Source organism: Streptococcus oralis (assembly GCF_003942585.1).
GTDB classification, from domain to species: domain Bacteria; phylum Bacillota; class Bacilli; order Lactobacillales; family Streptococcaceae; genus Streptococcus; species Streptococcus oralis_BE.
This window is the reverse complement of record NZ_RJNK01000001.1, coordinates 508299-532605: the sequence shown is the minus strand read 5'-3', so window position 1 is coordinate 532605 and position 24307 is coordinate 508299. Positions and strand designations below refer to the sequence as shown.

Sequence of the window (24307 nt, the reverse complement as noted above, 5' to 3'; positions counted from 1 at the left end):
AAGTTTATAATGGAAGGTAAGGAACTTTTCCTAGTTATCAAAATTGAATGAGGAAGCTATGTCTAACGAAAATAATCACCAGCAAGCCCAGATGTTGCGAGGGACTGCTTGGCTAACAGCTAGTAACTTTATTAGTCGCCTCCTTGGTGCTATCTATATTATTCCCTGGTATATTTGGATGGGGACTTATGCCGCCAAGGCAAATGGTCTCTTTACCATGGGCTACAATATTTACGCCTGGTTCTTGCTGATTTCAACAGCGGGTATCCCAGTTGCGGTTGCTAAACAAGTGGCTAAGTATAATACTATGCGAGAAGAAGAGCATAGCTTTGCCTTGATTCGGAGTTTTCTAGGCTTTATGACGGGCTTGGGACTAGTCTTCGCCTTGGTCTTGTATCTCTTTTCTCCCTGGTTAGCAGACTTATCAGGTGTGGGGAAAGACTTGATTCCTATCATGCAGAGTTTGGCTTGGGCGGTCTTGATTTTCCCGTCTATGAGTGTTATTCGAGGCTTCTTCCAAGGGATGAACAACCTTAAGCCCTATGCTATGAGTCAAATCGCCGAGCAGGTGATCCGTGTTATCTGGATGTTGCTGGCTACTTTTATTATCATGAAGATGGGTTCTGGTGATTACTTATCAGCGGTTACTCAGTCTACCTTTGCTGCCTTTGTGGGAATGGTGGCTAGTTTTGCAGTCTTGATTTATTTTCTTTCCAAGGAGGGACTGCTCCAAAAGGTATTTGAAACACGGGATAAGATCAATAGCAAGCGACTCTTGGTTGATACCATCAAGGAAGCCATTCCCTTTATCCTGACAGGATCAGCCATCCAGCTCTTCCAGATTTTAGACCAGATGACCTTCATCAATAGTATGAAGTGGTTTACCAACTACAGCAATGAAGACTTGGTTGTCATGTTTTCTTATTTCTCCGCCAATCCTAATAAAATCACCATGATTTTGATCTCTGTTGGTGTCTCGATTGGAAGTGTCGGCTTGCCACTTTTGACGGAAAATTATGTCAAAGGTGATTTGAGAGCCGCTGCTCGCCTAGTTCAAGATAGTATGACCATGCTCTTTATGTTTCTCTTACCAGCAACAGTTGGAGTCGTCATGGTAGGGGAGCCTCTCTATACAGTTTTTTATGGCAAGCCAGATAGTCTGGCCATGGGCTTGTTTGTCTTTGCGGTTTTACAGTCTACTATTTTAGGTTTGTACATGGTCTTGTCACCCATGCTTCAGGCTATGTTCCGCAATCGCAAGGCAGTTCTTTACTTTGTCTATGGTTCTATTGCTAAGTTAGTCTTGCAGTTACCAGCTATTGCTATTTTCCATAGTTATGGTCCCTTGATTTCAACGACCATCGGTCTCATCATTCCAAATGTTCTGATGTACCGAGATATTTGCAGGGTAACAGGTGCACGTCGTAAGATTATCTTGAAACGAACTATCTTGATTACTATTTTGACCCTTATCATGTTTATCTTGGTTGGTTTTCTACAGTGGATTTTAGGATTTTTCTTCCAACCAACGGGACGCTTCTGGAGTTTCTTTTATGTAGCCCTCATCGGAGGTCTCGGGGGAGGACTCTATGGTTTAATGAGTCTTGGCACTCACCTATTGGATAAGATTATTGGGAAACCTCAAGCAGACCGCCTACGAGCAAAATTTAAACGATCTTAATAAAATAGATTTATAAATAAAAGAAATGCTGGCTCTTTGTTAAGTGTCTGGGTTAGCTGACACTTGATTTCCATAAATTAAAATCCCTAGAATCAGTTGTTCTAGGGATTTATTGGGGTGTGAGCATCATTAATTCTACAATCATAGCGATATAGAGGACTAAGGTTAGGAGAAAACCTGCTCTCCAGAAGAATTTGATAAATTTAGGGTAATAAAAACTTCGTTTTTTGAGTAGGAAAAAGACTACAAGGAGGATTGCTAGGAGAGAAAGTGCAACACCAAGTCGTGGTAGAAAGTTGTGGATAAAGGCTTTAGCAGTAATCAGATAATATTCAAATACCAAAAGTGGAAAAGCTACATCCGCAAAGTTCAGTCCTAGTTTTTTCAGTTTAAAAAGTTTTGTTACAATGATGGAGACCACGAGGGTTAATACTAACAATAAAGTAGCTGCTATTTTCATTAAAATCATACCCATATTGTATCATAAAAAAACGCTAAAGGAAATGAGAAACAGGGGAATTTGTTGGAAAGTCAGGCTTTTGAGATTGTAGGTGTTTTTTGTTATAATGAAAGTTATGAAATCTTATAATACCTTGAATGATTATTATCGAAAACTCTTTGGAGAAAAGACTTTCAAAGTTCCGATTGATGCGGGGTTTGACTGTCCAAATCGCGATGGAACTGTGGCACATGGGGGCTGTACCTTTTGTACGGTTTCGGGCTCTGGAGATGCCATTGTAGCACCAGATGCCCCTATCCGTGAGCAATTTTATAAGGAAATCGACTTTATGCACCGCAAGTGGCCAGATGTTAAAAAGTATCTGGTTTATTTTCAAAACTTTACCAATACCCATGAAAAGGTGGAAGTGATTCGGGAACGTTATGAGCAGGCTATCAACGAGCCAGGTGTAGTAGGGATCAATATCGGAACGCGCCCAGACTGCCTACCAGACGAAACCATTGAATATTTGGCTGAGTTATCGGAGCGCATGCATGTGACAGTAGAATTGGGCTTACAGACTACTTATGAAACAACCTCTGACCTGATTAACCGTGCTCATTCTTATGAATTGTATGTTGAAACAGTCAAACGCTTGAGAAAGCATCCCAAGATTGAGATTGTTTCCCATTTGATTAACGGACTGCCTGGGGAAACTCATGAGATGATGGTCGAAAATGTCCGTCGCTGTGTCACCGATAATGATATTCAGGGAATTAAACTGCACTTGCTCCATCTTATGACCAATACGCGTATGCAGCGAGATTATCACGAAGGACGCTTGCAACTGATGAGTCAGGACGAATATGTCAAGGTCATTTGTGACCAGTTGGAAATCATTCCCAAGCATATCGTTATTCATCGAATCACGGGAGATGCGCCTAGAGATATGTTGATTGGTCCCATGTGGAGCCTCAATAAATGGGAAGTGCTAAATGCTATCGAAACTGAAATGAGACGTCGCGGAAGTGTGCAAGGATGCAAGGCTGTGAAACAGGAGTTTGAAAATGAAAAGACCACTTGAGATGGCACATGATTTTTTGGCTGAAGTCGTGACAAAAGAGGATATCGTTGTGGATGCGACCATGGGCAATGGTTACGACACACTTTTTTTAGCCAAACTAGCCAAGCAAGTCTATGCCTTTGATATCCAGAAACAAGCTTTAGATAAAACCCAAGACCGTTTGAATGAGGCAGGTTTAGAAAATGTCCAGTTGATTTTACAAGGACATGAGACACTTGACCAGTTTCTGACAGAGGCTAAGGCAGGGATTTTTAATCTGGGTTATTTGCCTTCTGCTGACAAATCCGTCATCACCAGACCTCAGACTACTATTGAAGCTTTAGAGAAACTTTGTCATTTGCTTGTCAAAGGGGGACGGATTGCTATCATGATCTACTATGGTCATGAGGGAGGAGACAGCGAGAGGGATGCCGTGTTGGATTTTGTTAGCCAGTTGAACCAACAACAATACACTGCTGCCATTTATCGGACCCTAAACCAAGTTAATAATCCACCGTTTTTAGTTATGATTGAGAAATTAGAAAGATATAGACATGGATAAACAATACCTACGTGAGAAATTAGAGGCTATGCGCCAAAATTTTGTTGAGTCAACGCATCACGAGAGAGCAGTCGGGGTGCTCGACGAAGCACATATGAGCAAGAAAATGCTCAAAATCAAGAAAAAGTTAGTGGCTCTTGAAATGGAACGGTGCCAGAAAAAAATAGAGCACAAAGACTGTTCCAAGATTGATCAGAAAATCCAAGAGCAGAAGGAGATGTTTGAATTTTGTTGTAAAAAAGACTAAGGAGGGTCTAGATGACACTACTAATTTACCTGATTCTATTTTTATTAGTCTTAATCGTTTCAACTACGACCAATAAACTTTTGCCTTTTTTGCCCCTCCCCCTAGTACAAATCCTTTTGGGACTTGGCATTGGTCTTTTTTTGCCCAATACTGACTTTCATCTCAATACAGAGCTGTTTCTGGCTATGGTTATTGGTCCCTTACTTTTCCGAGAGGCAGAAGAAGCCGATATTACATCTGTTTTAAAACACTGGCGCATCATTGTCTACTTAATCTTTCCAGTAATTTTCATCTCTACCTTGAGTTTGGGAGCCTTGGCTCATTTCCTTTGGCTGAGTCTTCCCTTAGCTGCCTGTTTAGCGGTTGGAGCGGCACTTGGGCCAACAGATCTGGTCGCCTTTGCGTCTCTTTCTGAGCGTTTTCGTTTTCCTAAAAGGGTTTCCAATATCCTAAAAGGAGAAGGTCTTTTAAATGATGCTTCTGGTTTGGTTGCCTTTCAGATGGCTCTTGTTGCTTGGACAACAGGAACTTTTTCTATTGGTCAGGCTGGAAAGTCCTTGGTTCTCTCTATTCTGGGTGGCTTTGTAGTTGGTTTTGTGACAGCTATGGTCAATCGTTTCTTGCATACATTTCTACTGAGTGTAAGAGCGATAGATATAGCGAGTGAACTATTGCTAGAGTTAAGTTTGCCACTCATGACCTTTTTTATCGCAGAAGAGTTTCATGTTTCAGGAATTATCGCTGTAGTGGTTGCAGGTATTTTGAAGGCCAGCCGCTTTAAGAAAATTACGCTCCTTGAGGCTCAAGTAGACACCGTGACGGAGACCGTCTGGCACACAGTGACCTTTATGCTAAACGGATCAGTCTTTGTTCTCTTGGGAATGGAATTAGAGTTGATTGCAGAGCCGATTCTGTCTAATTCTCTCTACAATCCCTTTCTTTTACTACTTTCAGTTGTCGTTCTGACCTTCTTGCTTTTTGCGATCCGCTTTGTCATGATTGCTGGTTTTTACTTTGTGAGAACGCGTCGACTTAAGAAAAAAATTCATAAGTACATGAAAGATATGTTTCTTTTAACCTTCTCTGGTGTTAAAGGGACAGTATCTATCGCGACCATTCTCCTCATACCAAGTCATTTAGAGCAGGAATATCCTCTGTTGCTCTTCCTTGTAGCAGGCGTTACACTATTGAGCTTTTTAACGGGTTTGCTGGTTCTCCCTCACTTATCTGAGGAACAAGAGGAAAGCAAGGATCACTTGATGCATATAGCGATTTTGAATGATGTAGCTACAGAATTAGAAAAAGAGCTAGACCATCACAAGAACAAACTTCCTCTGTATGCAGCTATTGACAATTACCATGGTCGGATTGAAAACCTCATCCTTAGTCAGGAAAACAAGAGAGCTCAAGAGGACTGGGAGGCCCTTAAACTGCTCATTTTGAGTATTGAGAGTGATGGTTTGGAGCAGGCTTACGAGGAAGGGAAAATCGGTGAGCGTGGTTATCAAGTTTATCAACGCTATCTGAAAAATATGGAGCAGAGTATCAATCGCAAGGTGGCTTCTCGCCTAACATATTACTTCCTTGTGTCGCTCCGTATCTTGCGTTTTCTCCTGCATGAATTGCTGACCTTTGGCCAAACCTTCCGTAGTTGGAATGACAAGGAGCAACGTCGCCTTCGAGCTATTGACTATGATCAAATATCTGAACTCTATCTGGAGAATACGGAGTTGATTATCGAAAGTTTGGAAAACCTAAAAGGAATCTACAAGAGTAGTCTAATCAGCTTTATGCAGGAGTCTCGCTTGCGTGAAACAGCTATTATCGGTAGTGGTGCCTTTGTTGAGCGGGTTATCAATCGCATCAAGCCAAATAATATCGATGAAATGCTAAGAGGTTACTATCTAGAACGTAAGTTAATCTTTGAATTCGAAGAGAAGAAATTGATTACAACCAAGTATGCCAAGAAATTACGACAAAATGTCAACAATCTTGAAAATTATTCTCTAAAAGAAGTCGCAAATACCCTACCCTATGATATGATGGAATTAGTCAGAAGAAATTAGTTTAGGAAAACAAAGTGTATTAGGAGGAGCGCAACATGAAAAAGTGGTGGAAAGAGCTGATGGAACGGCCCTTGTTGAAAGCTTTTTTACATTTTTATCAAGCTTCTGATAGTGAACTGACCAGTGTTGCGGTTGCCTACTATTGGTTGGTTTCAATCTTCCCCTTGCTGATGATAGTGGTCAATATTTTGCCATATTTTCAAATTCCGATTTCAAATTTTTTGCTCACAATCAAGGAATTTGTACCGGATACAGTCTATGATGTGGTCGCAAAGATTGCCCGAGAAGTCCTGACTCAACCATCGACTGGTTTGCTGAGTTTTGCAGTCTTGTCTGCCCTTTGGACCTTCTCGAAATCGATGGATTTCCTCCAAAAAGCTTTTAATAAGGCATATGGAGTGGCCAAGAGCCGAGGAATTATCTCCCATCAACTGATGAGTTTACTCGTCAGCTTTGGCTTGCAGATTCTTTTTGCCCTAGCCTTATTTTTGAGTATGTTTGGACGTATGTTGCTCAACTTGCTCAAAACTTACTGGCAATCAGACAGTCCTTTCTTTTATTATCTACAGGACTTTACAGGCCCTTTGATTTATGCCTTGCTCTTTGCCATCTTGGTCATGCTCTACTATTTCCTTCCAAATATCAGAGTCCCTCGTATTCGCTACGTTTTTCCTGGAAGTATCTTTGTCTTACTGACTCTTGTCTTTCTTTTGAATATCTTTTCTGTCTATTTCAATAACTATGTCAACCATCTGGTCGATGTCCGATTTTTTAGTTCCATTATCGTGGTGGTCATGATGTTCTGGTTTATTCTCATCGCTAAGATTTTAATTATCGGAGCAGTTATCAATGCCAGTGTACAGAGTTTGAAGGATCCAAAGTTTCATGATAACACATTCTTTTTAAAAAATGAAGAATAAAAAAAGACACTTTGTTTTCAAAGCGTCTTTTTATTGCATTTGCAACAAAAATGTGCTATTCTATCATCATAGATGTGAGAGGAGGAAACATGTCGTTATTACGCGAAATCGGAATTATAGCCCGTGCCCTGGATTCTATTGCTAATATTGAGTTTCGTGATATTGAACTAGCTCGTGGGCAATATCTTTATTTAGTGCGAATCAAGGAAAATCCAGGGATTATTCAAGAAACTTTATCAGATTTGCTAAAGGTTGATCGCTCAACAGTTGCCCGTTCCGTTAAAAAACTGGAAGAAAAGGGATTGATAGAGCAAAGAGTAGCTGTGGATAATCGGAAAAATAAGGAGTGGTTTGTAACAGAAAAAGGTGAGAGTCTCTATCCTTTTATCCTTGCTGAACATCACTATTCAGAGAATTCTGCCCTAAAAGGATTTTCCAGGGAAGAGGCCAGGGAACTGGAGAGCCTACTAATTCGGGTTAGAAAAAATATTACAAGTGATTGGGAAATGGTTAAAAAAGGCCAGAAAAGAAATTATTCTTAATGAGAGGTGAAAGATGAAAGTTATCGTTGAAAATGAATTTTGGAGCTTGTTTCCAGAAGCACAGATTAGCGTTTTAGTAGTAAAGGGATTAGATAATACAGTTGATGAAAGCAAGGATCCCTATTTCAAAACCTTGCTAGATAAGGGAGCTAAACGAGCTGAGGAATTTATCGCAGATGATAATTTCACACAAAATGAAGTCATTCAAGAATGGCGTCAGGCTTTCAGCAAGTTCAAAACGAAAAAAGGAGCACGCTCCTCTATAGAAGCTCTGCTTAAAAGGGTCAGTCAGGGAAGAGAGTTTAATCCCATCAATCCCTTGGTAGACATCTATAATAGTGTCTCTCTATCTTATGCGGTTCCCTGTGGTGGCGAAGATGTGAACAAGATTGTAGGCAATCTTCATCTTGGTCAGGCCAAGGGAGGAGAACCTTTCTTTCCACTAGGAGCTGAAAACGATGCGCCTGCTTTACCTGAAGAAATCATCTATTATGATGATGAAGGAGCGGTTTGTCGTTGTCTCAACTGGAGAGAGGCACAGAGAACCATGTTGACGGAAGAGACAAAGGATGCTGTCTTAGTGATTGAAGCGATCAATGCTGAACAGGCAAGACGTGCTCGGGTTGCCATGGAAGAATTACAGGACTTGGTAAAGGACTACTTTGGTGTTCAAGGCAAACTGGTCCATCTAACTTCTGAGTCCCCAGAAATTACACTTTAAACAGAAATAGCCCTGTCATCTCTTAGGAATAAACTATCCTAAAGAAATGGCGGAGCTATTTTTAATAGATAAACATGGCATCACCGAAACTAAAGAAGCGGTAGTGTTCTTGAATAGCGTGCTGGTAAGCATCTAAGACTAAGTCACGACCTGCAAAGGCAGAAACTAGCATGACGAGGGTTGATTTTGGTAGATGGAAGTTGGTTGAGAAAGCATCAACAACCTTCCATTCGTATCCAGGTTTGATAAAGATATTGGTCCAACCAGAATCTGCTTGGATTTGCCCATCAAACTTGGAACCGATGGTTTCCAGTGTGCGGATCGAAGTAGTTCCAACAGCAATAACACGACCTCCATTTTCCTTGACAGAGCGAAGGGTGGCTGCTGCTTCATCAGAAAGTTGGTAGAACTCTGAGTGCATCTCATGTTCGTCCAGATTGTCAACAGAAACGGGTCTAAAGGTTCCTAAACCAACGTGGAGCGTTAAATAAACCAAATGGACACCCTTGGCTTGGATTTCTGCTAGCAGTTCTTTAGTAAAGTGGAGACCAGCAGTAGGTGCGGCAGCAGAACCACTTTCTTTAGCGTAGACCGTTTGATACCGTTCACGGTCATCTAGTTTTTCATGGATATAAGGCGGTAATGGCATTTCACCTAGACTTTCCAAAACTTCTAGGAAAATTCCTTGGTATTCAAAGCGGACAATGCGGCCCCCGTGGGTCAATTCTTCCGTAACGACAGCGCTGAGGCGACCATCACCAAAGTTGACACGAGTGCCAACCTTGAGACGTTTGGCAGGTTTAGCGAGGACTTCCCACTCATCACCACTAGTATTTTTGAGCAGGAGAAGCTCCACATGGCCTCCAGTTTCTTCCTTTTGACCATAAAGGCGGGCTGGGAGAACACGGGTGTCGTTCATGACAAGAGCATCACCAGGTTCCAGCATATCAATAATAGAGTGGAAGTGTTTATCCTGAAATTCTCCCGTCTCACGATTGACGATGAGGAGTTTGGAGGCATCACGTTTTTCAAGGGGTGTTTGGGCAATCAATTCCTCAGGCAAGTGGAAATCAAAATCAGCTGTATTCATATATCTGTTCATTCTTTCTAAGTTCTAATCTTATCCATTATAACATGTTTCAAGTGTGGACGCTCTTTTTTTGGAGAATAAATCGTTTTCACTTGACAAAAATTGGTCTATACCATATAATGAATATAGATTAAAACGGAGGATGAAAAGATGAAAGTTATTAAAGTTGAGAATCAAGTCGAAGGTGGAAAAGTAGCTTTTGAGATTTTGAAGGAAAAGTTGGCCAATGGCGCTCAAACATTAGGACTTGCGACAGGGAGCAGTCCGCTTGAGTTTTACAAGGAAATCGTTGAGAGTGACCTTGATTTTTCAAATCTAACCAGTGTGAACCTTGATGAGTATGTAGGGCTTGATGGAGACAATCCTCAGTCTTACCGCCACTTTATGCAAGAACACTTATTCAACCAAAAACCATTTAAAGAAAGTTTCTTGCCTCGTGGGATTAAGGACAATGCTGAAGCTGAGGTAGAACGTTACAACCAAATTTTGGCTGACCATCCAGTTGACCTGCAAATTTTAGGAATTGGACGCAATGGACATATCGGGTTTAACGAACCAGGCACTCCATTTGACAGTCAAACGCATCTAGTAGAACTTGATCAATCTACTATCGAAGCCAATGCTCGCTTCTTTGACAAGATTGAAGATGTCCCAACTCAAGCCATTTCAATGGGGATAAAAAATATCTTGGATGCCAAGTCAATTATTCTCTTTTCTTACGGTGAGTCAAAAGCAGAGGCCATTGCTGGAACAGTATCAGGCCCAGTGACTGAGAATCTCCCAGCAAGTAGCCTACAAAACCACCCTGATGTGACTATTATTGCGGATGCAGCAGCGCTTAGCTTGCTTGAAAAATAAAAAGTACAAGAACCACTTGCTCTTTGGAGTGAGTGGTTTTTTACTTCAAATGTTCACTATCCTGCTAAAGTGGTATAATATAGCTATACAGGGGAGGCTCGAACTTTGATTTATATAATCGGTTTTATTTGTTTTTTACTTTTAATGTTACTGTTTAGTCGCTTAATTCAGCAATCAAAAAACCCTTCGGGCTTTCTAGGAAAACGAATGATGAAATTGTGGAATAGAGCCTATCTCCCCATGTTTGTATGGGCAATTCGTCATCTGGATAGGATATTTTACCCTGTAATCTTAGATGTAGGAGTTGGTAATGGTCGTTCAACCATCCTACTGAAAGAAACCTTTCCGCAAAGTACCATAACTGGAATCGATATTTCAGATACTGCAATAGCTCAAGCCAAACATATAGAGATGACTAATCTAAATTTTGAACGAAGAGACGTTAGGGAGACAGGCTTTTCTGATGAAAGTTTCGATTTGATTACAGCTTTTCAAACTCATTTTCATTAGCGGGATCTAGAGGCTTCTTTTATGGAACTTCGAAGGATACTCAAATCAGACGGGATGCTCTTACTGGCTTATGAGTATAACAAGTTGTCTTACTTTTTACCAGATGTCCAAAGCGAAGAAGCATTTAGACGATTCTTGTTATCAGTAGGCTTTGAGCTCGTAACTAGTCAAAGAAAGGGATCATGGATCCTTTATAAAATTGTTAAACATTAATGGAGGTACAATCATGAAACAATTATTTTTATGTTCATACTTTGCTGGAGTCAAAAATCTTTTTAGCGATTATGTAAAGGAAAAAAATCTAGAAAAAAAGGTTTTATTTATTCCTACCGCTGGGAACAAAGAGGACTATACTGCCTATATCGATGAGGCTCAGCAAACATTCAGAGATTTAGGATTTGAGATAGAGGTTCTAGATATTGCTTCTTGTGATCGAGAAACTGCTCAGGCAAAGATTTTCCAAAGCAAGATTCTTTATATCTCAGGCGGGAATACCTTTTATTTATTACAAGAATTAAAGAAAAAACAACTCCTATCTCTTATCAAAGAGCAAATAAGAGATGGGTTGGTCTATGTGGGAGAATCAGCAGGGGCTATCATTACAGCCAAGGATATTGACTACAATAAACTCATGGACGATAAGACGGTAGCGACAGAGTTATATGATACAACAGGATTGGATGAAGTGGATTTTTATATCCTTCCACATTATGGTGAGGAACCTTTTACCGATAGTAGCAAAAAGACCTTTGAAATGTATAAAAAGCAGCTTGAATTGCTACCGCTTCATAACCACCAAGCAATTATCGTTAACGATGAACAAATAGATATCTTAACAATAGAATAAAGATAATAAAGGTGTGGTTGGAAGAACATTAATATTTTGCCACTAAAATGATTAGAGGTTGATAACTCACTTAGCGAGAATTTGCTATGGATGAATTAATTTTACGAATTCAAGGAGAGAAAAGTTATGAAAATAAAAACGCTAGATAAAATAGGTGGGGTTATTTTCTTGTTTCTAACGATTGCTATCATTGTCGTTTTTTTATCAGATACGAGCTTTTTTGAGTGGGCATTTACTAGACACCAGAATACTCTGAGTTGGTATATTCGCCCTCTCTTTATTATTCCAATCGTAATGGGAGCTTATAAAAAATCCTATAGCCTGATTTTCTTTTCTATATTTTGCTTATTCACTAGTATGTTCTGGTTCCCAAAGCCGGAAATAGTTGATGTAAAAGTAATTGAATTTTTGAATTTTGAGAAGACTTATTTAACGAGTGGATGGAGTATTGAAAAAATTATCATTCTGGCGATGATTCTAGCATTTTTTACGGCGATTATATCCTTAACATGGAGTAGACGTTGGTATGGATTATTAGCAACGGTAGTAATTGGAGCGTTTCTGAAGGTTGCCCATAGTCTTTTATTTAGTGGAGGAAGTGGCATATCAATTGTGAAACCAGCGATTTTGGGCTTGATTCTCTGCATCTTAGTGATTTATTTCATCTTCAAAAGAAGAAAGTAAAAATAATAAAAGTTTATGGTCGCTTTCTCTTGACAATTATTCACTTTGTGTGTAAAATGGAATAGATCTTGAACTTGAAGGGAGTGAAAAAAATGTCTAAAACAGTAGTACGTAAGAATGAATCTCTTGACGATGCACTTCGTCGTTTCAAACGTGCGGTTACTAAAGCTGGTACTCTTCAAGAAACACGCAAACGTGAATTCTATGAAAAACCTTCTGTAAAACGTAAACGTAAATCAGAAGCAGCTCGTAAACGTAAAAAATTCTAATTTGAAATGAAAGGCTAGAGAAATCTAGTCTTTTTATTTTTAAATAAATACTGTAAATCCTGCAAAAAAAGGAAATTTACTTCTACAATTTGATATAATAGTAGGGAGAACTCGATTGAAGGAGGAAATTATGTCGGTTTTAGTAAGAGATGTCATTGAAAAGCTCAGACTAGATATTGTCTATGGTGAAGGCGAGTTACTTGAAAAGGAAATCAACACTGCGGACATTATGAGACCAGGTCTTGAAATGACGGGCTATTTTGATTACTATACTCCAGAACGGATTCAACTGTTAGGGATGAAGGAGTGGTCCTATTTGGTCGCCATGCCTGCCCATAACCGTTATCAAGTTTTGAAGAAAATGTTTCTACCTGAAACACCTGCTGTCATCGTTGCTCGTGGCTTGGTAGTGCCAGAAGAAATGTTGAAAGCTGCTAGAGAATGTAAGATTGCGATTTTAACCAGTCGAACATCAACCAGTCGTTTATCTGGAGAGTTATCTAGCTACCTTGATTCCCGTTTAGCTGAACGTACGAGTGTGCATGGTGTCTTGATGGACATCTATGGCATGGGTGTCTTGATCCAAGGGGATAGTGGTATCGGTAAGAGTGAGACAGGTCTTGAGCTTGTGAAACGCGGACACCGTTTGGTAGCAGATGACCGTGTGGATATCTTTGCTAAGGATGAAATGACTCTTTGGGGAGAGCCCGCTGAAATATTGAAGCATTTACTTGAGATTCGTGGAGTGGGTATTATTGACGTGATGAGTCTCTACGGAGCAAGCGCTGTAAAAGATTCTTCACAAGTTCAGTTGGCTGTTTACTTGGAAAATTATGATACCCATAAGACCTTTGATCGTCTAGGAAACAATGCCGAAGAACTAGAAGTTTCTGGTGTAACGATTCCGCGTATCCGTATCCCAGTAAAAACAGGACGCAATATCTCTGTTGTTATTGAGGCGGCAGCTATGAACTATCGCGCTAAGGAAATGGGCTTTGATGCGACGCGTTTATTTGAAGAACGCTTGACTAATCTCATCTCCAAAAATGAGGTGAAAGATGATTAATCCAGTTGCATTTGAAATCGGTCCTTTTTCCATTCGTTGGTATGCTTTGTGTATTGTGGCTGGATTGGTCTTGGCTGTCTATCTTGCCATGAAAGAAGCTCCTAAAAAGAAAATCCTGTCAGATGATATTTTGGATTTTATCCTGATTGCTTTTCCAGTTGCGATTTTAGGTGCTAGACTATACTACGTACTCTTTCGCTTAGATTATTATCTTCAAAATCCAGGTGAAATCATCGCCATCTGGAATGGAGGTTTGGCCATTTATGGAGGTTTGATAGCGGGAGCTATTGTCCTTTATATCTTTGCGGATAGAAAACTCATCAATACTTGGGATTTCTTAGATATTGCAGCACCGAGCGTCATGGTTGCCCAGAGTTTAGGACGCTGGGGGAACTTCTTTAACCAAGAAGCCTACGGTGCAGCGGTAGATAATCTGGATTATTTGCCAGGCTTTATCCGTGACCAGATGTACATCGAGGGGAGCTACCGTCAACCGACCTTCTTATATGAGTCGGTTTGGAATCTGATTGGATTTGCTTTGATTCTGATTTTTAGACGAAAATTAAAGGGAATCAGACGTGGTCAGATCACGGCGTTCTACTTGATTTGGTATGGTTTTGGTCGTATGATCATAGAAGGAATGCGAACAGATAGTCTTATGTTCTTTGGACTGCGGGTGTCCCAATGGTTATCAGTTGTCCTCATTGGACTAGGTGTTTACATCATACTTTATCAAAATCGAAAGAAAGCCCCTTTCTATCATACTGAGGAGGAAAACTAAATGTTAGAAGTTGCTTATATTCTTGTTGCCATTGCTTTGATTGTCTGTTTAGTCTATTTGACAATCACGATTCAAAAAGCAGGTCGTATGATTGATGAGACAGAGAAAACCATCAAAACATTGAGCTCAGATGTGAACGTTACCTTGCATCAGACCAATGAATTGTTGGTTAAGGTCAATGTGTTGGCAGACGATATCAATATCAAAGTTGCGACGATTGATCCACTCTTTACAGCTGTAGCGGACTTGTCAGAATCAGTATCTGACCTCAACCAACATGCGCGTGTCTTAGGTAAAAAAGCCTCATCAGCTGGTTCAAAGACCATTAAGACAGGTGCAGGATTATCTGCACTCCGTGTCGCAAGTAAATTTTTCAAAAAATAAAAAAGGAGAAATCTTATGGGAAAACTATCCTCAATCCTTTTAGGAACTGTTTCAGGTGCAGCTCTTGCTTTGTTTTTGACGAGTGACAAGGGCAAGCAAGTTTGTAGTCAAGCTCAGGATTTTCTAGATGATTTGAGAGAAGATCCAGAATATGCTAGAGAGCAGGTTTGTGAGAAACTAACTGAAGTGAAGGAACAGGCAACTGACTTTGTGCTGAAAACAAAGGAACAAGTAGAATCTGGTGAAATCACTTTTGATAGTGTCCTTGACCAAGCCAAAACATGTGCTCGACAAGCAACAGAAGCGTCAAAGGAAACCTTTAACAATCTCAAGGAGCAGTGGCAAGAACAGTCTGATGTCTCAGAAGACGAAGAAGAAATCATCATCGATATTACTGAAGTATAAGGTATCACCATCTCTGATTTTTGGAGATGGTGATTTTTATCTACAACCAGTCTTTGTGGTATAATAAATACTATGCAGAAAAAACCAACGTCAGCCTATGTGCATATCCCCTTTTGCACACAGATTTGTTATTATTGTGACTTTTCAAAAGTTTTTATTAAAAATCAGCCAGTAGATAGTTATCTGGAGCATTTGCTAGAAGAGTTTCGTTCTTATGATATCCAAAAGTTGCGAACCCTCTACATTGGAGGTGGGACGCCAACGGCTTTGTCAGCTCCGCAATTAGAGGTGCTCTTGGATGGCTTGACTAAAAATCTAGACTTGTCTGTCTTGGAAGAGTTGACCATTGAGGCCAACCCAGGCGATTTGGACGCGGATAAGATTGCGGTTTTGAAACAGTCGCCAGTCAATCGTGTCTCTCTAGGTGTGCAGACCTTTGATGACAAAATGCTGAAAAAGATTGGGCGCAGTCATTTGGAGAAGGATATTTATGAAAATATTGACCGCCTTAAATTGGCTGGTTTTGACAATATCTCCATCGATCTAATCTACGCTCTTCCTGGTCAGACCATGGATCAGGTCAAGGACAATGTAGCTAAGGCCATCTCGCTTGACATTCCTCATATGAGCCTTTATAGTTTGATTTTGGAGAATCATACGGTCTTTATGAACCGCATGCGACGTGGGAAATTGCCCTTGCCCAAGGAAGAGTTAGAAGCGGAAATGTTTGAATACATCATGTCAGAGCTTGAGCGAGCTGGTTTTGAGCATTATGAGATTTCAAATTTCTCCAAGCCAGGCTTTGAAAGTCGCCACAATCTCATGTACTGGGACAATGCCGAGTATTATGGTATTGGTGCGGGTGCTTCAGGTTATGTGGACGGAGTGCGTTATAAAAACCACGGTCCTATCCGCCACTATCTCAATGCAGTAGAGGCAGGAAATGCTCGGATAACAGAAGAACACCTGAGTCAAAGGGAGCAGATGGAAGAAGAAATGTTCCTGGGACTCCGCAAGAAATCAGGAGTTTCCATGGCGCGATTTGAGGAAAAATTCGGACGGTCCTTTGATGGACTTTATGGCGAAATCATCAGAGACTTGGTTCAACAAGGTCTTATGCAGAACGATGGTGATCGTGTCCGAATGACAAAGAGGGGTCTCTTTTTAGGAGATACTGTAGCAGAACGATTTATTTTGGAGTAGAACAATGGGCTTAACTTATCAAATGAAAATGAAAATTCCTTTTGATATGGCGGACATAAACGGTCATATCAAACTTCCAGATGTGATTTTGCTGTCCCTGCAAGTATCAGGTATGCAGTCGATTGAACTGGGAGTTAGCGACAAGGATATGTTAGAACGTTACAATCTGGTCTGGATTATTACAGACTATGCGATTGACGTGGTTCGCTTGCCTCGCTTTGCTGAGGAGATTACGATTGAAACAGAAGCATTGACTTACAATCGTCTTTTTTGCTACCGCCGTTTCACCATCTATGATGAAGCAGGTCAAGAAATCATTCGCATGTTAGCAACCTTTGTTCTCATGGACAGAGACAGTCGTAAAGTCCATGCTGTCGAACCGGAGATTGTTGCTCCTTACCAGTCTGAGTTTGATAAAAAACTCATCCGTGGGCCAAAGTATACAAATCTAGAAGATCCGATCAGTAAAGACTACCATGTTCGTTTTTACGACTTGGATATGAATGGTCATGTCAATAATAGTAAATATCTGGATTGGATTTTTGAGGTCATGGGAGCAGATTTTTTGACCAAGTATATTCCAAAGAAAATCAATCTCAAATATGTCAAAGAAGTGCGACCAGGTGGTATGATTGCTTCAGCATATGAACTCAATGGACTAGAAAGCAAGCATGAGATCATCAGTGATGGCGAGATCAATGCCCAAGCTATGATTACATGGCAAGAAATTAAAGGCAATTAGAAAGGACGATATGGCTTATAAAGGTTATTTAATTGATTTAGACGGGACTATTTACAAGGGGAAAGACCGAATTCCCGCGGGTGAGGCTTTTGTGCATGAATTGCAAAAGCGAGAAATTCCCTATCTCTTTGTGACTAATAATACAACTCGTACTCCTGAGAGCGTTCAAGAGATGTTGGTTCAGAATTTTAATATTGACACGCCTCTTTCAACTGTCTACACGGCAACTCTAGCAACCATTGACTATATGAATGACTTGGGACTGGAAAAGACAGTCTATGTCATCGGTGAAGCAGGGCTCAAGGATGCTATTCAGGCGGCTGGTTATGTCGAAGACAAGGGAAATCCTGCCTATGTGGTAGTTGGACTGGACTGGCAAGTCGACTATGAAAAATTTGCGACGGCGACTCTAGCTATCCAAAAGGGTGCTCATTTTATTGGAACCAACCCTGATCTCAATATCCCGACGGAACGTGGCCTTTTGCCTGGTGCGGGGGCACTTGTAACACTTCTTGAAGCATCAACACGGGTCAAACCGGTTTATATCGGGAAACCGAATGCTATCATTATGGACAAGGCAGTTGAGCACTTGGGCTTGAAACGAGAAGAATTGCTCATGGTCGGGGATAACTACCTGACGGATATTCGGGCAGGGATTGATAATGGCATTCCAACGCTCTTGGTGACAACAGGTTTCACCAAAGCAGAAGAAGTGGCTGACCTGCCAATCGCACCAACTCATGTGCTTTCTAGCCTTGCGGAGTGGGATTTTGATGAAAACTAAACTAACCTTTTGGGGAAGTATGCTCTTTTTCCTCTCCCTTTCTATTCTCTTAACCATTTATCTGGCATGGATTTTCTATCCTTTGGAGATTCAGTGGCTGAACTTAGTGGATCGAGTCTATCTAAAGCCAGAAACCATTCAGTACAACTTTCAAATCTTGATGAATTACCTGACCAATCCCTTTAGTCAGGTATTAGAGATGCCAGATTTTCGTTCGTCAGCGGCAGGCCTGCACCACTTTGCGGTGGTGAAGAATCTCTTCCACTTGGTTCAGCTAGTCACATTGGTGACACTGCCAAGTTTCTATTTCTTTGTTAAAAATATAGTAAAAAAAGGCTTTCTACCCCTATATCGTAAAAGTATCCTGGCTTTAGTGCTATTGCCTCTAATCATTGGGCTTGTGGGAGTGTTGATTGGTTTTGAGCAATTCTTTACTCTCTTCCATCAGATTCTCTTTGTGGGAGATGATACCTGGCTTTTTGATCCCGCAAAGGATCCCGTTATTTTGATTTTACCAGAGACCTTCTTCCTCCATGCTTTCCTTCTCTTCTTTGGACTCTATGAAAGTTTCTTTGGTTTTCTTTATTTGAAAAGTCGTAGAATACTTTAATGTGTTGCATTGATAAAACAGAGATGAAGTTAAAAATTCTTACGAGGAGTGAATTAACTTCATTGGAATTGAGTAATTCGTTCGCATACAGTCTATTTTTCTAGAAAAAAATAGGCTTTTTTCTAGAAATTGCTAGTCAAGCGCTTTATTTTTTTGTATAATAAGAATAGCAAAGTATAGATAAAGAAGAGAAAAGCATGATTACACTATTTTTATCACCGAGCTGTACATCATGTCGTAAGGCAAAGGCCTGGTTAGAGACGCATAAAGTTCCTTTTGAGGAGCACAATATTATGACCAGTCCTTTAACAAGAAAAGAATTGCAACACATTCTTTCCTTGACCGAAAATGGTACTGATGACATCATTTCAACTCGTTCAAAAATTTTCCAAAAATTGGATATTGATGTAGAGAGTATTTCGGTATCGGAGTTGCTTCAGTTGATTGAGCAATATCCTAGTCTTTTGCGTCGCCCAATTATTATTGATACCAAACGCATGCAGATCGGTTTTAATGAAGATGAGATTCGTGCTTTTCTCCCTCGTAGTTACCGTAAACAAGAACTAAAAGAAGCAACATTGAGAGCTGGTATTGGATAGATGAACAAACAGTATAGTTACCCACTAGATTTGTCGTGGAGCACTGAAGAACTTGCTTCAGTGCTTTCTTTTTTTAATGATGTTGAAGCTGCCTATGAAGACAAGGTAGAAGCAAAAAAACTGCTAGAGTCTTACAAGGAATTTAAGTCTGTGGTTCCGAGCAAAAGTGAAGAAAAACGCCTAGGCCGCGAATTTGAGACGGCTAGCGGTTATTCCTTCTATCATGCAGTTCAATTAGCAAAAGAAAAAAGAGAAGGGAAGATTTCTCTTGGAAACTAAATTTGAATTTGCCAAACAGATTGTGCAAGAAGCTGCAGATTACATTTTGGCCCACATGCAAGAAGATTTGAAGGTCGAGCGAAAGTCTTCCCCTACAGACTTGGTGACGCGTTTGGATAAGGAAGTTCAGGATCTCTTAGTTCAGAGAATTTTAGCATCTTATCCAGAAGACTTGATTTGTGCAGAAGAGGGCTGTTTACGTGCTGCAGTCGGCCAGGGGAATGTTTGGGTGATCGATCCCATTGACGGTACCAATAACTTTGTCGCTCAGAAGGAAGATTTTGCTGTGATGTTGGCTTATTTTGAGAATGGTGTGGGCAAATTTGGTATCATTTATGATGTCATGAAAGGCGATTGTTACCATGGTGGTGGTGCCTTTCCTCCTTGTCGGAATAACGAGCCCTTACCGACTTTTAAAAAGAAACCTCTTCAAGAATTTTTAGTTGCCGGTAACTCAGGTATGTTTGAAACCAATGAGTGGGGCTTGGCTGATTTGGGCCGAGCAGCGCTGGGAGTCCGTGTCTATGGTAGTGCGGCCATTAGTTTTGCCAAGGTTTTATCAGGTCGTCTGCTGACTTATATCACCTATTTGCAACCTTGGGATTACGCTGCTGCAAGTATCCTAGGAGACAGTCTGGGGTATCGTCTTCTTACAGTATCAGGTGAGCCCGCTGATTTTCAAACGCGTCAGCCTGTCATGATGGTGCCAATCGAGATGCAAGAAGAGATTCAGTCCTATATTTATGAAAGGAAAGAAAACTAAATGCAATTTCCAGAAGGATTTGTTGAAAAATATGAAGCGATACTAGAAGATGAGGCAAGAGATTTTCTTGCCTCTTTTAAACAGAAAGCGGTATCGGCTTTTCGGGTCAATCCCTTAAAAGAAAGTCAGCTGTCGTTTGACGATGCCATTCCCTATACACCTTGGGGACACTATGGCAAGGTCTCAGGGAAGTCACCAGAGCATGTGACAGGTTTTGTTTATTCGCAAGAGCCTGCAGCCCAAATGGTGGCCCAGGTCGCTCAACCAAGCCCTGGTATGAAGGTCTTGGACTTGGCTGCAGCACCAGGTGGAAAATCCACGCAACTAGCAGCCTATCTGGCTAATCAGGGAGTCCTTGTTTCCAACGAAATTTCAAGTAAACGTGCTAAGATTTTAGTGGAAAATATGGAGCGGTTTGGTGCTACAAACGTAGTTGTGACCAATGAGTCTGCGGACCGCTTAGCCAAGGTCTTTAAAGGTTATTTTGATGTGATTGTCCTTGATGCCCCTTGCTCGGGTGAAGGGATGTTCCGTAAACAACCAGATGCCATGGACTATTGGCACATCGACTATCCGAGCCAATGTGCCAGTCTCCAAAGAGAGATTTTAGAAGATGCAGTGACCATGCTTGCTGAAGGTGGCCGTCTGGTCTACTCGACCTGTACTTGGTCACCTGAGGAAAATGAAGAAATCATCCACTGGTTGCTTGATACTTATGATTTTGAATTGCTTCCAGTCGAGCATGTGAACGGTATGGTAGCAGGCATTGATCTTCCTGAAACGGCTCGAATGTACCCTCATCATTTCAAGGGAGAAGGACAGTTTGTAGCCCACCTGCAGTTTAAGGGAGAAAATCCAGCACCTAAATTCAAGGCCAGCAAGAGCAATCTCAGTCGCGAACAGCAGAACTTGTGGCAAGAATTTGCCCAAAAACATCTCAAAATATCACTAACTGGCCTTCTACAAACTTTTGGAGACCAACTTTATCTCTTGCCAGAGATGCTACCCGATTTAGGGAAACTTAAAATTGCCCGAAATGGACTTCATTTGGGAACTTTTAAGAAGAAACGTTTCGAACCAAGCTTTGCTCTGGGATTAGCCTTAAAACCAAGTCAGGTTTTGCAAACAGTCGAAATCAAGGATGAGAATTTTGTAAAATATGTGGCTGGGGAGACAGTTCAGCTAGCTGAAAGTCTACCAAATGGCTGGTATCAAGTTGTGGTTCAAGGAAACGGATTAGGCTTTGCAAAAGTTACTGGAAATGTTTTGAAAAATTATTATCCAAAAGGGCTCAGATTCAAGTGAAAAAGCTAGTCAAAGAATCTATTCTATGTTATATTGGAAGTATGAGTTTTTTCTGATAGTCTTTCATTTTTACTTATATTATGTGATGAACTGATTGCTCCTCAATGGGGCTTCCAGTCTATAAATCGTAAACCAAATCTTATCATCACTGATTGATATGATAGGAACAGAAAGAAATCAGAGTATTCATCATTATGTTCAAGGAGAAAAATAGTGAAAAAAAGAAAAAAGCTCGTCCTATCTCTTGCGACTCTTTTGCTGGCAGGTTTTCTAGCCGGATGTGCAAGCTGGATTGATCGTGGAGAAACCATGACAGCCGTCGGTTCAACTGCCCTTCAGCCTCTGGTCGAAGCCGCAGCAGACGAATTTGGTTCAAAAAATATCGGAAAAACAGTCAACGTTCAAGGTGGTGGTTCGGGAACAGGACTATCCCAAGTGCAGTCTGGAGCAGTAGACATCGGGAACTCTGACGTCTTTGCAGAGGAAAAAGAAGGAATCGATGCTTCAGCACTTGAGGACCATAAGGTTGCGGTAGCTGGTCTTGCTGTAATTGTGAACAAAGAAGTGGCTGTTGAAAATCTGACAACCGAGCAACTTCGCAAAATCTTTACAGGTGAAGTGACCAACTGGAAAGAAGTTGGGGGCAAAGACTTAGCTATTTCGATCATCAACCGAGCGGCAAGTTCTGGTTCACGAGCGACGTTTGATACGGTGGTTATGAATGGTCAAGCAGCTATGCAGAGCCAAGAACAGGATTCTAATGGAATGGTCAAGTCCATTGTATCCCAAACACCTGGAGCCATTTCTTACCTAGCCTTTGCTTATGTGGATGACTCAGTCAAGACCATGAAGCTCAATGGGTATGAGCCTACGTCTGAAAATGTAACGACCAACAACTGGCCTTTGTGGTCTTATGAACATATGTACACACTTGGTCAGCCAGATGAGTTAGCTGCTGAATTCCTGAATTTCGTCCTCTCAGATGAAGCCCAAAATGGGATTGTTAAGGGCATGGGCTATATTTCTATCAATGAAATGAAAGTCCAAAAGGATGCTTCAGGTACCGTTACATCAGTAGAAGGAGGTCAATAATGAATCAAGAAGAATTATCTAAAAAATTACTCTCTCCTTCAAAGAACTCTCGCCTTGAGAAGTTTGGTAAAGGTTTGACCTTCACTTGCCTTTCTTTGATTGTCATCATTGTGGCGATGATTTTGATTTTTGTAGCACAGAAAGGCTTGTCGACCTTCTTTGTCAATGGAGTGAATATCTTTGATTTCCTCTTTGGACAAACTTGGAACCCTTCAGGGAAACAATTTGGTGCCCTTCCAATGATTTTGGGCTCCTTTATTGTGACGATTTTATCAGCCCTGATCGCAACACCCTTCGCTATCGGAGCAGCAGTTTTTATGACAGAGGTATCACCAAAGGGTGCAAAAATCTTGCAACCAGCCATTGAACTCCTCGTCGGTATTCCTTCAGTCGTCTATGGATTTATCGGTTTGCAAGTCGTAGTTCCATTTGTCCGTAGCGTCTTTGGTGGAACTGGTTTTGGGATCTTGTCAGGGATTTTCGTTCTCTTTGTCATGATCCTACCAACTGTAACCTTTATGACAACAGACAGCTTGCGTGCTGTTCCTCGTCATTACCGTGAAGCTAGTTTAGCTATGGGAGCCACTCGTTGGCAAACCATCTGGCGTGTGACCTTGAAAGCAGCACGTTCAGGTATTTTCACTGCAGTGGTCTTTGGGATGGCGCGTGCCTTCGGTGAAGCCCTTGCCATTCAGATGGTGGTCGGAAACTCAGCAGTTATCCCAACCTCACTAACAACACCAGCTGCGACTTTGACTTCTGTTTTGACTATGGGAATTGGGAATACCGTCATGGGAACGGTTGATAATAACGTTCTCTGGTCACTGGCCTTAGTCTTGCTCTTGATGAGTTTGGCCTTTAACAGTGTGATTAAATTGATTACGAAAGAAAGAGGAAAGAAAAACTATGCACGCTAAGAAATTAGATAAACTTGCAACAGCTGTCCTCTATACCATCGCGGGTATCATCGTGGCCATTTTGGCATCTTTGATTCTCTATATCTTGGTTCGAGGGTTGCCTCATATCTCTTGGTCCTTCTTGACTGGGAAATCCTCCTCTTATCAAGCAGGTGGAGGTATCGGGATTCAGCTCTATAATTCCTTCTTCCTTTTGGTCATTACCTTGATCATTTCTGTTCCCCTGTCTATGGGAGCTGGTGTTTTCCTTGCTGAGTATGCCAAAAAAGGACCTGTGACCAATTTTATTCGTACCTGTATTGAGATTTTGTCTTCTCTACCATCAGTCGTTGTGGGTCTCTTTGGTTACTTGATCTTTGTAGTCCAGTTTGAGTATGGATTTTCAATCATTTCAGGTGCCTTGGCCTTGACGGTCTTTAACCTCCCTCAGATGACTCGAAATGTTGAGGACAGTTTAAAACACGTTCACCATACACAACGTGAGGCTGGTCTGGCTCTTGGAATTTCACGTTGGGAGACTGTGGTCCATGTCGTCATTCCAGAAGCCCTTCCAGGTATCGTAACAGGTGTTGTCTTGGCCTCTGGCCGTATCTTTGGTGAGGCCGCCGCTCTTATCTATACGGCAGGGCAGTCTGCACCAGCCCTTGACTGGTCTAACTGGAATATCCTTAGTGTTACCAGCCCTATCTCAATCTTCCGTCAAGCAGAAACCTTGGCTGTCCACATTTGGAAGGTCAACAGTGAAGGAACCATTCCTGATGCTACCATCGTATCAGCTGGTTCTGCCGCGGTGCTCCTCATCTTTATCTTGATTTTTAACTTTGGGGCACGCAAACTCGGAAGCTATTTACACAAGAAATTAACCGCTGCCTAAAGGA

At 41.2% G+C, this 24307-nt stretch carries 29 protein-coding genes and 1 pseudogene; 28 read left to right on the top strand and 2 right to left on the bottom strand.

All coding sequences use genetic code 11. The features are described from left to right. Positions 1-58 precede the first annotated feature (58 nt). A complete protein-coding gene (locus D8862_RS02730) occupies positions 59-1681 on the top strand; it encodes a putative polysaccharide biosynthesis protein (RefSeq protein WP_125448597.1) in 1623 nt (540 codons plus the stop codon). Between the two features lie 109 nt (positions 1682-1790). Here D8862_RS02730 and D8862_RS02725 read toward each other — a convergent pair whose 3' ends face one another. Further along, on the bottom strand, positions 1791-2156 hold the full coding sequence (locus D8862_RS02725) for a DUF3397 family protein (protein WP_125448596.1): 366 nt from the start codon (positions 2154-2156) through the stop codon (positions 1791-1793). A 91-nt stretch (positions 2157-2247) separates the two neighbouring features. Here D8862_RS02725 and mnmL point away from each other — a divergent pair, with 91 nt between their 5' ends. The 7 genes from mnmL (at position 2248) to D8862_RS02690 (ending at position 8241) form a co-directional block, all read left to right on the top strand. Further along, on the top strand, positions 2248-3204 hold the full coding sequence (gene mnmL, locus D8862_RS02720; protein ID WP_125448595.1) for a tRNA modification radical SAM protein MnmL/YtqA: 957 nt from the start codon (positions 2248-2250) through the stop codon (positions 3202-3204). Then, on the top strand, positions 3188-3745 hold the full coding sequence (mnmM, locus tag D8862_RS02715; protein ID WP_185760822.1) for a tRNA 5-(aminomethyl)-2-thiouridylate-methyltransferase MnmM: 558 nt from the start codon (positions 3188-3190) through the stop codon (positions 3743-3745). Before mnmL ends, mnmM begins: the two co-directional genes overlap by 17 nt. After that, on the top strand, positions 3738-3992 hold the full coding sequence (locus D8862_RS02710; protein ID WP_000361095.1) for a hypothetical protein: 255 nt from the start codon (positions 3738-3740) through the stop codon (positions 3990-3992). Before mnmM ends, D8862_RS02710 begins: the two co-directional genes overlap by 8 nt. 11 nt (positions 3993-4003) lie before the next feature. Further along, on the top strand, positions 4004-6058 hold the full coding sequence (locus D8862_RS02705) for a cation:proton antiporter (protein WP_125448593.1): 2055 nt from the start codon (positions 4004-4006) through the stop codon (positions 6056-6058). A gap of 35 nt (positions 6059-6093) precedes the next feature. Further along, positions 6094-6978: a YihY/virulence factor BrkB family protein gene (locus D8862_RS02700; protein WP_125448592.1), complete on the top strand. Its 885-nt coding sequence runs from the start codon at positions 6094-6096 to the stop codon at positions 6976-6978. Between the two features lie 89 nt (positions 6979-7067). Continuing rightward, a complete protein-coding gene (locus tag D8862_RS02695) occupies positions 7068-7520 on the top strand; it encodes a MarR family winged helix-turn-helix transcriptional regulator (protein ID WP_125448714.1) in 453 nt (150 codons plus the stop codon). Positions 7521-7533: 13 nt separating this feature from the next. Beyond that, positions 7534-8241, top strand: coding sequence for a B3/B4 domain-containing protein (locus D8862_RS02690; RefSeq protein ID WP_125448591.1), 708 nt, complete (start codon positions 7534-7536; stop codon positions 8239-8241). A gap of 61 nt (positions 8242-8302) precedes the next feature. On the opposite strand, the gene queA is transcribed toward D8862_RS02690, so the two are convergent. Further along, positions 8303-9331 (bottom strand): tRNA preQ1(34) S-adenosylmethionine ribosyltransferase-isomerase QueA, encoded by a 1029-nt coding sequence (queA, locus tag D8862_RS02685; RefSeq protein WP_125448713.1) that lies wholly within the window; start codon positions 9329-9331, stop codon positions 8303-8305. Between the two features lie 150 nt (positions 9332-9481). Between queA and D8862_RS02680 the strand changes: the two genes are divergently transcribed. The 20 genes and pseudogenes from D8862_RS02680 to pstA all read left to right on the top strand — a co-directional run bounded on the left by D8862_RS02680 (position 9482) and on the right by pstA (position 24303). Further along, positions 9482-10189, top strand: a complete 708-nt coding sequence (locus D8862_RS02680) for a glucosamine-6-phosphate deaminase (RefSeq protein ID WP_125448590.1) — start codon at positions 9482-9484, stop codon at positions 10187-10189. 105 nt (positions 10190-10294) lie between these two features. Then, positions 10295-10912: pseudogene (locus D8862_RS02675) on the top strand (class I SAM-dependent methyltransferase). A 13-nt stretch (positions 10913-10925) separates the two neighbouring features. After that, entirely contained in the window at positions 10926-11546 is a 621-nt protein-coding gene (locus D8862_RS02670; RefSeq protein WP_125448589.1) for a Type 1 glutamine amidotransferase-like domain-containing protein, read from the top strand. Positions 11547-11672: 126 nt separating this feature from the next. Further along, positions 11673-12230 (top strand): hypothetical protein, encoded by a 558-nt coding sequence (locus tag D8862_RS02665; protein ID WP_000695597.1) that lies wholly within the window; start codon positions 11673-11675, stop codon positions 12228-12230. A 92-nt stretch (positions 12231-12322) separates the two neighbouring features. After that, complete coding sequence (gene rpsU / locus D8862_RS02660; protein ID WP_000048054.1) at positions 12323-12499, top strand: 30S ribosomal protein S21; 177 nt, start codon at positions 12323-12325, stop codon at positions 12497-12499. A 130-nt stretch (positions 12500-12629) separates the two neighbouring features. Beyond that, positions 12630-13565: an HPr(Ser) kinase/phosphatase gene (gene hprK / locus D8862_RS02655; protein WP_000115188.1), complete on the top strand. Its 936-nt coding sequence runs from the start codon at positions 12630-12632 to the stop codon at positions 13563-13565. Continuing rightward, positions 13558-14346, top strand: coding sequence for a prolipoprotein diacylglyceryl transferase (lgt, locus tag D8862_RS02650; RefSeq protein WP_125448588.1), 789 nt, complete (start codon positions 13558-13560; stop codon positions 14344-14346). The genes hprK and lgt overlap by 8 nt, the downstream gene beginning before the upstream one ends. After that, positions 14347-14730, top strand: coding sequence for a DUF948 domain-containing protein (locus D8862_RS02645; protein WP_000895033.1), 384 nt, complete (start codon positions 14347-14349; stop codon positions 14728-14730). Positions 14731-14745: 15 nt separating this feature from the next. Beyond that, positions 14746-15135 carry a YtxH domain-containing protein gene (locus D8862_RS02640; protein ID WP_125448587.1) on the top strand — a complete coding sequence of 130 codons (390 nt, stop codon included), beginning with the start codon at positions 14746-14748 and terminating at the stop codon, positions 15133-15135. Positions 15136-15207: 72 nt separating this feature from the next. After that, positions 15208-16338 carry a radical SAM family heme chaperone HemW gene (hemW, locus tag D8862_RS02635; protein WP_125448586.1) on the top strand — a complete coding sequence of 377 codons (1131 nt, stop codon included), beginning with the start codon at positions 15208-15210 and terminating at the stop codon, positions 16336-16338. A 4-nt stretch (positions 16339-16342) separates the two neighbouring features. Then, complete coding sequence (locus D8862_RS02630) at positions 16343-17080, top strand: acyl-[acyl-carrier-protein] thioesterase (protein ID WP_125448585.1); 738 nt, start codon at positions 16343-16345, stop codon at positions 17078-17080. A gap of 10 nt (positions 17081-17090) precedes the next feature. After that, positions 17091-17864: a TIGR01457 family HAD-type hydrolase gene (locus D8862_RS02625; RefSeq protein ID WP_125448584.1), complete on the top strand. Its 774-nt coding sequence runs from the start codon at positions 17091-17093 to the stop codon at positions 17862-17864. Beyond that, on the top strand, positions 17854-18474 hold the full coding sequence (locus D8862_RS02620) for a TIGR01906 family membrane protein (RefSeq protein WP_125448583.1): 621 nt from the start codon (positions 17854-17856) through the stop codon (positions 18472-18474). Before D8862_RS02625 ends, D8862_RS02620 begins: the two co-directional genes overlap by 11 nt. A gap of 197 nt (positions 18475-18671) precedes the next feature. Continuing rightward, positions 18672-19073, top strand: a complete 402-nt coding sequence (locus tag D8862_RS02615; RefSeq protein ID WP_004246303.1) for a Spx/MgsR family RNA polymerase-binding regulatory protein — start codon at positions 18672-18674, stop codon at positions 19071-19073. Next, positions 19074-19352 (top strand): UPF0223 family protein, encoded by a 279-nt coding sequence (locus D8862_RS02610; RefSeq protein WP_001041968.1) that lies wholly within the window; start codon positions 19074-19076, stop codon positions 19350-19352. Continuing rightward, positions 19342-20115, top strand: coding sequence for an inositol monophosphatase family protein (locus tag D8862_RS02605; protein WP_125448582.1), 774 nt, complete (start codon positions 19342-19344; stop codon positions 20113-20115). Before D8862_RS02610 ends, D8862_RS02605 begins: the two co-directional genes overlap by 11 nt. Then, positions 20116-21420 carry an RsmF rRNA methyltransferase first C-terminal domain-containing protein gene (locus tag D8862_RS02600; protein ID WP_125448581.1) on the top strand — a complete coding sequence of 435 codons (1305 nt, stop codon included), beginning with the start codon at positions 20116-20118 and terminating at the stop codon, positions 21418-21420. 213 nt (positions 21421-21633) lie between these two features. After that, positions 21634-22512, top strand: coding sequence for a phosphate ABC transporter substrate-binding protein PstS (locus tag D8862_RS02595; RefSeq protein WP_125448580.1), 879 nt, complete (start codon positions 21634-21636; stop codon positions 22510-22512). Then, entirely contained in the window at positions 22512-23429 is a 918-nt protein-coding gene (pstC, locus tag D8862_RS02590; RefSeq protein WP_001070951.1) for a phosphate ABC transporter permease subunit PstC, read from the top strand. Before D8862_RS02595 ends, pstC begins: the two co-directional genes overlap by 1 nt. Then, positions 23419-24303, top strand: coding sequence for a phosphate ABC transporter permease PstA (gene pstA / locus D8862_RS02585; protein ID WP_000543050.1), 885 nt, complete (start codon positions 23419-23421; stop codon positions 24301-24303). Before pstC ends, pstA begins: the two co-directional genes overlap by 11 nt. Positions 24304-24307 lie beyond the last annotated feature (4 nt).

What these genes read in the sequence shown, in the direction of transcription:
- hemW (WP_125448586.1), top strand. Translation starts at nt 15,208, where the DNA reads ATGCAGAAAAAACCAACGTCAGCCTATGTGCATATCCCCTTTTGCACA.
- queA (WP_125448713.1), bottom strand. Translation starts at nt 9,331, where the DNA reads ATGAATACAGCTGATTTTGATTTCCACTTGCCTGAGGAATTGATTGCC.
- D8862_RS02695 (WP_125448714.1), top strand. Translation starts at nt 7,068, where the DNA reads ATGTCGTTATTACGCGAAATCGGAATTATAGCCCGTGCCCTGGATTCT.
- lgt (WP_125448588.1), top strand. Translation starts at nt 13,558, where the DNA reads ATGATTAATCCAGTTGCATTTGAAATCGGTCCTTTTTCCATTCGTTGG.
- rpsU (WP_000048054.1), top strand. Translation starts at nt 12,323, where the DNA reads ATGTCTAAAACAGTAGTACGTAAGAATGAATCTCTTGACGATGCACTT.
- D8862_RS02680 (WP_125448590.1), top strand. Translation starts at nt 9,482, where the DNA reads ATGAAAGTTATTAAAGTTGAGAATCAAGTCGAAGGTGGAAAAGTAGCT.
- D8862_RS02625 (WP_125448584.1), top strand. Translation starts at nt 17,091, where the DNA reads ATGGCTTATAAAGGTTATTTAATTGATTTAGACGGGACTATTTACAAG.
- D8862_RS02705 (WP_125448593.1), top strand. Translation starts at nt 4,004, where the DNA reads ATGACACTACTAATTTACCTGATTCTATTTTTATTAGTCTTAATCGTT.
- D8862_RS02670 (WP_125448589.1), top strand. Translation starts at nt 10,926, where the DNA reads ATGAAACAATTATTTTTATGTTCATACTTTGCTGGAGTCAAAAATCTT.
- D8862_RS02665 (WP_000695597.1), top strand. Translation starts at nt 11,673, where the DNA reads ATGAAAATAAAAACGCTAGATAAAATAGGTGGGGTTATTTTCTTGTTT.
- mnmL (WP_125448595.1), top strand. Translation starts at nt 2,248, where the DNA reads ATGAAAGTTATGAAATCTTATAATACCTTGAATGATTATTATCGAAAA.
- D8862_RS02730 (WP_125448597.1), top strand. Translation starts at nt 59, where the DNA reads ATGTCTAACGAAAATAATCACCAGCAAGCCCAGATGTTGCGAGGGACT.
- D8862_RS02630 (WP_125448585.1), top strand. Translation starts at nt 16,343, where the DNA reads ATGGGCTTAACTTATCAAATGAAAATGAAAATTCCTTTTGATATGGCG.
- D8862_RS02725 (WP_125448596.1), bottom strand. Translation starts at nt 2,156, where the DNA reads ATGGGTATGATTTTAATGAAAATAGCAGCTACTTTATTGTTAGTATTA.
- D8862_RS02700 (WP_125448592.1), top strand. Translation starts at nt 6,094, where the DNA reads ATGAAAAAGTGGTGGAAAGAGCTGATGGAACGGCCCTTGTTGAAAGCT.
- hprK (WP_000115188.1), top strand. Translation starts at nt 12,630, where the DNA reads ATGTCGGTTTTAGTAAGAGATGTCATTGAAAAGCTCAGACTAGATATT.
- mnmM (WP_185760822.1), top strand. Translation starts at nt 3,188, where the DNA reads ATGAAAAGACCACTTGAGATGGCACATGATTTTTTGGCTGAAGTCGTG.
- D8862_RS02610 (WP_001041968.1), top strand. Translation starts at nt 19,074, where the DNA reads ATGAACAAACAGTATAGTTACCCACTAGATTTGTCGTGGAGCACTGAA.
- D8862_RS02600 (WP_125448581.1), top strand. Translation starts at nt 20,116, where the DNA reads ATGCAATTTCCAGAAGGATTTGTTGAAAAATATGAAGCGATACTAGAA.
- D8862_RS02615 (WP_004246303.1), top strand. Translation starts at nt 18,672, where the DNA reads ATGATTACACTATTTTTATCACCGAGCTGTACATCATGTCGTAAGGCA.
- pstC (WP_001070951.1), top strand. Translation starts at nt 22,512, where the DNA reads ATGAATCAAGAAGAATTATCTAAAAAATTACTCTCTCCTTCAAAGAAC.
- D8862_RS02620 (WP_125448583.1), top strand. Translation starts at nt 17,854, where the DNA reads ATGAAAACTAAACTAACCTTTTGGGGAAGTATGCTCTTTTTCCTCTCC.
- D8862_RS02710 (WP_000361095.1), top strand. Translation starts at nt 3,738, where the DNA reads ATGGATAAACAATACCTACGTGAGAAATTAGAGGCTATGCGCCAAAAT.
- D8862_RS02645 (WP_000895033.1), top strand. Translation starts at nt 14,347, where the DNA reads ATGTTAGAAGTTGCTTATATTCTTGTTGCCATTGCTTTGATTGTCTGT.
- D8862_RS02690 (WP_125448591.1), top strand. Translation starts at nt 7,534, where the DNA reads ATGAAAGTTATCGTTGAAAATGAATTTTGGAGCTTGTTTCCAGAAGCA.
- pstA (WP_000543050.1), top strand. Translation starts at nt 23,419, where the DNA reads ATGCACGCTAAGAAATTAGATAAACTTGCAACAGCTGTCCTCTATACC.
- D8862_RS02640 (WP_125448587.1), top strand. Translation starts at nt 14,746, where the DNA reads ATGGGAAAACTATCCTCAATCCTTTTAGGAACTGTTTCAGGTGCAGCT.